The sequence below is a fragment of the Clostridium thermobutyricum DSM 4928 genome (assembly GCF_002050515.1).
Classification (GTDB): domain Bacteria; phylum Bacillota; class Clostridia; order Clostridiales; family Clostridiaceae; genus Clostridium; species Clostridium thermobutyricum.
This window is the reverse complement of sequence record NZ_LTAY01000078.1, coordinates 1-7,182: the sequence shown is the minus strand read 5'-3', so window position 1 is coordinate 7,182 and position 7,182 is coordinate 1. Positions and strand designations below refer to the sequence as shown.

At 24.7% G+C, this 7,182-nt stretch carries 6 protein-coding genes; 1 reads left to right on the top strand and 5 read right to left on the bottom strand.

Features of this window, described 5'->3' with window-relative positions:
- Positions 1–331 precede the first annotated feature (331 nt).
- Together tyrP and CLTHE_RS13430 are read right to left on the bottom strand one after the other, a co-directional pair.
- Positions 332–1,735, bottom strand: coding sequence for a tyrosine-tyramine antiporter (gene tyrP, locus CLTHE_RS13435; protein ID WP_080023907.1), 1,404 nt, complete (start codon positions 1,733–1,735; stop codon positions 332–334).
- 165 nt (positions 1,736–1,900) lie between these two features.
- Positions 1,901–2,323 carry a hypothetical protein gene (locus CLTHE_RS13430; protein WP_080023906.1) on the bottom strand — a complete coding sequence of 141 codons (423 nt, stop codon included), beginning with the start codon at positions 2,321–2,323 and terminating at the stop codon, positions 1,901–1,903.
- Positions 2,324–2,545: 222 nt separating this feature from the next.
- On the opposite strand from CLTHE_RS13430, the gene CLTHE_RS13425 reads away from it, so the two are divergent.
- Positions 2,546–3,271 (top strand): ferric reductase-like transmembrane domain-containing protein, encoded by a 726-nt coding sequence (locus CLTHE_RS13425; protein ID WP_080023905.1) that lies wholly within the window; start codon positions 2,546–2,548, stop codon positions 3,269–3,271.
- An 89-nt stretch (positions 3,272–3,360) separates the two neighbouring features.
- Here the strand turns inward: CLTHE_RS13425 and CLTHE_RS13420 are convergent, their stop codons facing one another.
- The 3 genes from CLTHE_RS13420 to CLTHE_RS16795 all read right to left on the bottom strand — a co-directional run.
- On the bottom strand, positions 3,361–4,026 hold the full coding sequence (locus tag CLTHE_RS13420) for an HD domain-containing protein (RefSeq protein ID WP_080023904.1): 666 nt from the start codon (positions 4,024–4,026) through the stop codon (positions 3,361–3,363).
- Positions 4,027–4,164: 138 nt separating this feature from the next.
- On the bottom strand, positions 4,165–5,046 hold the full coding sequence (gene srtB, locus CLTHE_RS13415; protein WP_080023903.1) for a class B sortase: 882 nt from the start codon (positions 5,044–5,046) through the stop codon (positions 4,165–4,167).
- 136 nt (positions 5,047–5,182) lie between these two features.
- A partial coding sequence (locus CLTHE_RS16795; protein WP_207651208.1) for an MSCRAMM family protein occupies positions 5,183–7,182 on the bottom strand: 2,000 nt, incomplete at its 5' end.

Sequence of the window (7,182 nt, the reverse complement as noted above, 5' to 3'; positions counted from 1 at the left end):
ATATAAAATATCTCATCAAATAGAGAAATTTAGTAAAAGGAGCCTCCTTTCATGAGTTTCTCTATTTTTTAATTTTTAAAAGAAAATATTTATATTTATTCTAAATTATGGTATAATAAATTTAGTTGTTATATTTTTAACACGTGTTTAACCTAATAATAAAAACTGTCTAATTGATATTTATATATTCTTCTCCTCTTTGGAGTTCATTATTTTTCTTCAAAATACATAAATATAGTAGGCAGTTTTTATTTCCTATTTATTAAAAAAATCATCTCATTCTATAATTTTATAAAACTATAGAGATAAGATGATTTATTTTATTTATATTCTATTTTTTCCAACTTTCTTTTTTAAATGCAAATATTATAAGTGGAATTATAACACTTATAATTGTTCCTATTATTTGGAATGAAATATAGAAAGTATATTGACTAGGTTTTAGTATTGATGGTGGTATTAGACTAATTCCAATAGTTAATATCACTCCAAATAATGCAAGAAGTGCAACTAACCACATAACACCATTTCCATGTGCTCCTAATCTGAACTGTCTTTCAACATCAGGTTTTGTATATCTTAATCTTATAGCAGAAATACATATTAATATATATACAATACAATAAAGTATAGTTGTTACTATAGTTATCATAAAGAAGGCACTATTAACATTAGGTATAACTACATATGCAAGAGCTAATATAGATACTACAACTGCTTGAATTAATACAAATGTTACTGGTATTCCTTTTTCATTTCTCTTTTGGAATATTGGAGGTAAATTTCCTTCCTCAGCAACTTTAATCATTGCTTTTGATGGCCCTAATACCCATGCACTCATTTGACCTAAAACTCCAATTAAAATCATTAAAGCTATTATATTATCAAATATTGATGGTAACCCAAAAAACTTAGTATAAACAGCAAATGGTTGCAATATATTAGATAATTCTATATGCCCTTCTGGAATAGCATTTGAAACAGTTAATCCTGCAATTAAGTTAACTAAAACTAAAGCAATTACTGAAACTATTACAGCTATAGGATAATTCTTTCTTGGATTATCAATATTGTTTACATGCACTGATGATATTTCTACTCCAGCAAATATAAATATTATTCCTGAGAAATATGTTAATGTTCCAAGTTTACTAAAATCAGGTATTAGTTTACCTACTGAGAAAGTTCCAAGATATCCATGTGGAGTAATTCCATTCTTAGCTGCATATGCAATACCTAATATAACAAGTATTATAAAAGGAATATATACACCTATCAATGCCCCAAATTTACCAACTATCTTAACCATATCAAATTTAAAATTAAGTAGTGTAACTCCCCAGAAAGAAATAAGTACACATATAAATACAAAAATATTATTTTGCGATAATCTAGTATCACTTATTACATATCCAAAAATAACTCCTGTAGTTGTACCAACCATAGTCATTCCTGTAATCATTTGAATCCATAAAAGCCATGAAGTAACAAAGCTCCATCTTTCTCCTAAAGCTTCTCTAACCCAAACTTGTGGGCCTCCTTCTTCTGGCCATCCTGTGGCAAGCTCTGCTGCTATAAGTGCAATTGGAATAGCAAATATAACTACTGCTAGAACTAAATAAGTAACCTCTGTCCAACCATTTATGGCAAGAGTTGGAACACTTCTAATGCTTCCAAAAAAGGCCATAGTTATCCCAATTAATTGGAATAATGTAAGCTTTTTAACTTTTTCCATAAAAATTCATCCTTTCAATATTTTCTTTTGTGTAAATTAGTCCTAATCTATTAATACTACTAAAAACTATTCACTGTCAATCAATATCTTGTTAACTAATTATTAACAAATATAAAAACTAGGATATTTTTCATTAGTATATCCTAGCTTCTACTATTTTATTAATTATGCTTTTAATTTAAACCCTTTTATATCAGAATTATAAACATAAATCTCTTCATCTTTTCCATTATTACTAACAAAAATTTCTTCTATTCCATCACCATCAACATCTGATATTTTTTCTATTTTAGAACTATTTTTATTTAATTCAATTGTACTTTCTATATATCCTTTTTCTGCATGCTTTATAAGAATATATGATTTATTGTCTTTATTAACAATTTCTAATTCTTCTAAAATACCATCATTATTAATATCATAAATTTTAGATGATATAGATTCATATTCATCAATATTTATATCTTTATTTGCTTTAATTTCAAAATATTTTGGAGCAGATCCATTCAACCCATCTTTAGAATTACAACCAACAAACATAAATGAAGTAATACCCACAATTAAAAGTAATATTATATTTTTTCTCATAAAAGTCCTCCTCTCAAAAAACCCTATTCATATATTTATATTCTATATATGAATATAAACTTCCTTTAAGTTGCTTGTAATTTTTTCATATTAAATGAACAATTATTAAACTTTAGTCATTATATCTTAAAATTTATTGACTAAAGTTTTCTAATTTAATATTATAACTTTAGTTAATGAAAATAATTATCAATAACATTTACTTGAAAGGGGTTTTATACTTTGAAAATACTTTACGATTTAATATTACCAATATTTTTTGTTACTATATTAAGCCTTTTTGCTACAAAGAGCATTAGAAATAACTCAAAATATTATTATTTAGTCTCTCTATTTATAGCAGCAATTTCAACTACTTATGAAGTATACAAAATAATTTTTGGCGGAAGTAAACTTACAGGAGTAATTTATCAACTTGAAAGAATATCTTTAAAAGGATTTCTAGCTCTTGGCTGCTTTTTATTAGTTATGTTCTGTGGAGCTATGAATACCAAATGGAATAGCACTAAAAAATTGCTATCTATAAGAGGTCAATTAGCTATAATAGGTTCTATATTAATGATTCCTCATTTTGTTGTATACACAACTAAATTTATAATAAAATTATTAGGAACTAAACCTATCAGCCATTTAAATTATGTTTATATAATAATGGGATTATTAGCTTTTATAATATTAATTCCTTTATTTCTAACTTCTTTTAAATTTATAAGAAAAAAAATGAATCCTATAACTTGGAAAAATCTCCAAAGATGGTCTTACTTATTTTTCTTATTAGTATATTTACATATAGCAGTATTGCTTTTAGCTGCAAAAGAATTTAATATATCTAAATTTTCTTTATATACATTTATATTCTTACTTTATACAGTATTAAGAATAAATAAGGCAAATCATTTAGCTAAATTAAAACATAATTCAATTAGTAAACCTACATTAACTACATAATTATAATAAATTTTAATAATTTAAATTTAACTATAATATATAAATACATAAAAAGAGTTATCCTAATATTGAATAACTCCTTTTATGTTTTATATTAATTCTTTTCTTATTTTATCCCATAAGTCTATAGTATCTTTAACATCATATTTTTCATTTATAATATTTAGTATATTTGTTATTTCATCTATTACACTTTCTATTGCTTCTTTTGAAAAATCTCCTCTTCCTAATCTATCAGCAAAAAATAATAAAGACATGTCTCTTATGTCCACACTTCTCATCATATTGTCTAAATTACCAAAAGGAAGTTTTTTAGATATGTATAAACTATGCATGTGATATCCTACTAAATTTATAACTTTTTCTTTAAAATCCTCTTCTAAAAAAGTATACTTACTTAAAATATTTTCTACTTCTTCTCTTCCATACATATCATGATTATATGCAACTATTCTTCCTTTTTTTAATCTAGTAGCTCTTTTCTTCCCTATATCATGAAAAAAAGATCCCCACATTACTGCTCTTTTATCATTTGCATACTTTCTAACTAAGGCTGCCCCATCAACTACTAAAAGTGTATGAATTAAAACGTTCCCTTCTGGATGATGCGTTGGGCTTTGTTCTACTTTTTCCAATGCACCTATTATCTTTAAATTACTGCTTTTAATTTTAGGAATTATTTTTCTTATATATTCTGATGGTTTTTTATCTTCTAATAAATGTTTTTCAATTTCCTCAAACAACTTTTCTTCCATAAAACTTTTCCTCCTTAAATAAATTAATCATTTATATTATTTCTTAAAAACTATTTTATTAGACAAAATTATAAATAATATTTTTATAAAAGCTTATTTATTAAAACCATAAAATAAAAAAACTAGACTTAAATAAGTCTAGTTTCTATTTCTTTTTCTTAGTTTTATATATAAAAAACCAAGTGCTATTAATATTATAACTGCTAATATTATAATTAAATAATATTCTTTAAGCATATATTCAAATTTTATTAATTTAGATGTTTTTCCGGTAGAATTTACTTTCACTAACTCTGTTTTATCTACTTTATTTTTACTAATTAATTTTGATATAATAACAAATCTTGCATTATCAAACTCATAACTACAAGTTGATAAAGTCAGCAATTTTGTATCTTCATTAACTTGAACATCTCTCCAAAAATATGCCTTTGATTTTATGTCATTAATATAATTTATAAATTCCTCTTGATTTTTAAAGTTTACTTTTAAATATGGATTGTCTGCATGAACTACTGCATCTCCAAATATTTCATATTTATATATATAATCTCCTTGAATTATATATATGTACTTATTGTTATTAAAGAAATTCGTATCTTTATATGGCCATAAACTTCCAAACATACTTCCATTTCTCATATTATGTCCAAATATCAAAATATTTCTAGAACTATTTTCATTGTATTTATTGTATATAAATAAATTTCCTTCTATACTTTCTTCATTTTTAAAATTGTGATGTAAATAATATGAATTATTATCAGTTTGAACAACAGGATAATTTACTTCAGTTCCTGGTATCTTAATCCAAAATTTATAATCACTATTTATGCTAGAAAGTTCTTTTTCTTTATTTAATAAATTTTCATTTGGCTTTTGGATTTCCATTATTTTTTGAATATTATTATTTTCTTTATTAGCTTTATAATAATCAATTTGTTTTACTGCTATTTTATAGACACAAAGTACTATAATTAAAACTAAAATTATATTTAATATATTCTTAATTAACTTCATATAAAACCTCCTTTTCTATTTAACCATTTATTTTATATTAATTGAAAAGAAAAGAGCTCATTTATCAAAAATTTAATATTTTGAAATGAGCTCTTTTTTGAATTTTAATTTTAAATATCAATATTTTAAAATGTTACTATAATTTTGCTTTATCTTTATTTTGTTTTCTATTAATAACTACTAATCCTATTACGGCTCCAAGTAAAACTAAAACTATTGGCAATTCACTTTCATCTCCAGTTTTAGGGCTTTCTGATGAATTATTTATATTAGTATTAGTATTATTTATATTGTTACTTATATCTTTATTAACTTCTTTATTTTTTACATTATCTTTAGTTTGTTTATTATTTTGCTTATTATTTAATTTATTATTAGTAACATTATGATTAACTATTTTATTAGTAACAATTAAGCTATCTTTAAAAGTTAAATAATTAATCATTTTAGCATTCTCACTGTTTATAGTTACAGTTTGAACTTTATCATTTAAATTATATCCGTTTGGTGCTTTTATTTCTTTTACTTCATAAGTTCCCCAAGCTAATCCTGTTAAACTTACAGCACCTTCTTTATCTGTAGTCACTACTTTGTTAAAGCCATTTGGTCCTGTTACATCAAAAGTAGCCCCTGCTAATTTCTTAGTTCCATCCATATTAGTCTTAGTTATATTTATTTTACCTAATATTTTATTATCAGTAAATATTACATCTTGTAATTTACTTACATTAGATGAATCTATAACTACTTTTTGTTCTTCTTTACTTACTAAATATCCTTGAGGTGCAATAATTTCTTTTATAGTATATGTTCCCCAAGCTAATCCACTTATACTAACATTACCATCTTTTCCTGTAGTTATAGCTCTATTAAAGCCATTTGGTCCTGTTACATCAAAAGTAGCTCCTGCTAATTTTTCTTTATTAGCTCCTTCTTTAGTAATTTTTATGCTTCCAGTAATTTGTCCATCAGCAATAACAATATTTTGACTTACATTTGCATTATTAGAATCAATTTTAACTGTATAATCATTAGAATTTAAGTTATATCCTAATGGAGCCTTAGTTTCTTTAATTGTATAAGTTCCCCATTGTAAATTATCTAAACTTGCAATTCCATCTTTGTTTGTAGTTACAACTTTATTAAATCCATTTGGTCCACTTATAGTAAATTGTGCCCCTTCTAACTTAACTCCATTTTTTCCTATTTTAGTTATATTTAATTGTCCTAATATTTGAGCATCGTTAAATGTTAAATTTTGTACTTGTGAAACATCTTCTGAATTTATTGTTATAGATTGTGTTTTATCACTTAATTTATATCCTAATGGTGCTTTTATTTCTTTTACTTCATAAGTTCCCCATGGAAGATTATTTAATGATGCTATACCATTTTTATTTGTAATTATAACTTTATTAAAGTTATTTTCTCCTGTTATTTGGAATTCTGCTCCTGCAAGCTTAACTCCATCTTTTCCTAACTTAGTTACTTCTAAGCTTCCTGTCATTCTTACATCTTCAAATGATAAGCTTTGTATTTTTTCAACATCAGTTGAATTTATATTTATAATCTTTGATGAACTATCAAGTAAATAACCTTGAGGTGCTTTAACTTCTTTTACTGTATAAGTTCCCCATTGTAAGCTATCTAAACTTGCAACTCCATCTTTGTTTGTTGTCACAATTTTATTAAAACCATTTGGTCCTGTTACATCAAATTCTGCTCCTTCAAGTTTTACCCCATCTTTTCCAGTTTTAATTATGTTTAATTTCCCTAAAACTTGAGTATCATTAAATATTAAACTTTGTATTTGTCCAACACTTGCACTTGTTATTTGAATATTTTGTACTTCATTATTTAAGTTATATCCTTCTGGAGCTTTTGTTTCTTGTACTTTGTAAGTTCCCCATTGTAGATTTTCTAAACTTGCAACTCCATCTTTATCTGTTGTCACAACTTCTTTAAATCCATTTGGTCCACTTACTGTAAACTCTGCTCCTTTAAGTTTCACTCCATCTTTTCCTGTCTTAGTTATATTTAACTTACCTAAGATTTGAGTATCATTAAATGTTAAACTTTGTAATTGTGAAACATCTTCTGAGTTTATTGTTACAGATTGTGTTTTATCACTTAATT

Excerpts from the sequence above, each read along its gene's own strand:
- tyrP (WP_080023907.1), bottom strand. The coding sequence starts at position 1,735 with ATGGAAAAAGTTAAAAAGCTTACATTATTCCAATTAATTGGGATAACT.
- CLTHE_RS13430 (WP_080023906.1), bottom strand. The coding sequence starts at position 2,323 with ATGAGAAAAAATATAATATTACTTTTAATTGTGGGTATTACTTCATTT.
- srtB (WP_080023903.1), bottom strand. The coding sequence starts at position 5,046 with ATGAAGTTAATTAAGAATATATTAAATATAATTTTAGTTTTAATTATA.
- CLTHE_RS13420 (WP_080023904.1), bottom strand. The coding sequence starts at position 4,026 with ATGGAAGAAAAGTTGTTTGAGGAAATTGAAAAACATTTATTAGAAGAT.